Genomic DNA, 329 nt, shown 5'->3' with positions numbered 1-329 from the left:
CTTCGTGACCTTTTTGTTTAAGTTCTATTTGTGTTGCACTTCAATTTTAAATCAGGGCAATAATTATACTATATAGAGGTATTATATAATTTTATTTTTGAGGGTGGAATAATGTTAAATCCAAAAAAGAAGAAAACTGAGGTTAAAGATCCATTTTATGGTAAAGCCAATCAAGCAGAACTTAATAGACGTTTCAAAAAAGTAACCAATAAACAAGATATCCATCTTCATCATCTTTTACACGACGAAGATTAAAAAAAGGGAGCACCCAAATGTAGTGAGCCCAAGAAATTGGACAAACATTTGTTTTAGCTGACTAGGGCTTGATT

1 protein-coding gene is annotated in these 329 nt (G+C 31.3%); it reads left to right on the top strand.

The annotated features are described in order from the left end of the window. Positions 1–111 precede the first annotated feature (111 nt). On the top strand, positions 112–255 hold the full coding sequence (locus FC77_RS07760) for a hypothetical protein (RefSeq protein WP_192496366.1): 144 nt from the start codon (positions 112–114) through the stop codon (positions 253–255). Positions 256–329: the final 74 nt, after the last annotated feature.

The organism is Lactobacillus acetotolerans DSM 20749 = JCM 3825 (genome assembly GCF_001436775.1).
GTDB lineage: Bacteria > Bacillota > Bacilli > Lactobacillales > Lactobacillaceae > Lactobacillus > Lactobacillus acetotolerans.
This window is presented reverse-complemented; position numbering and strand designations above follow the sequence as displayed.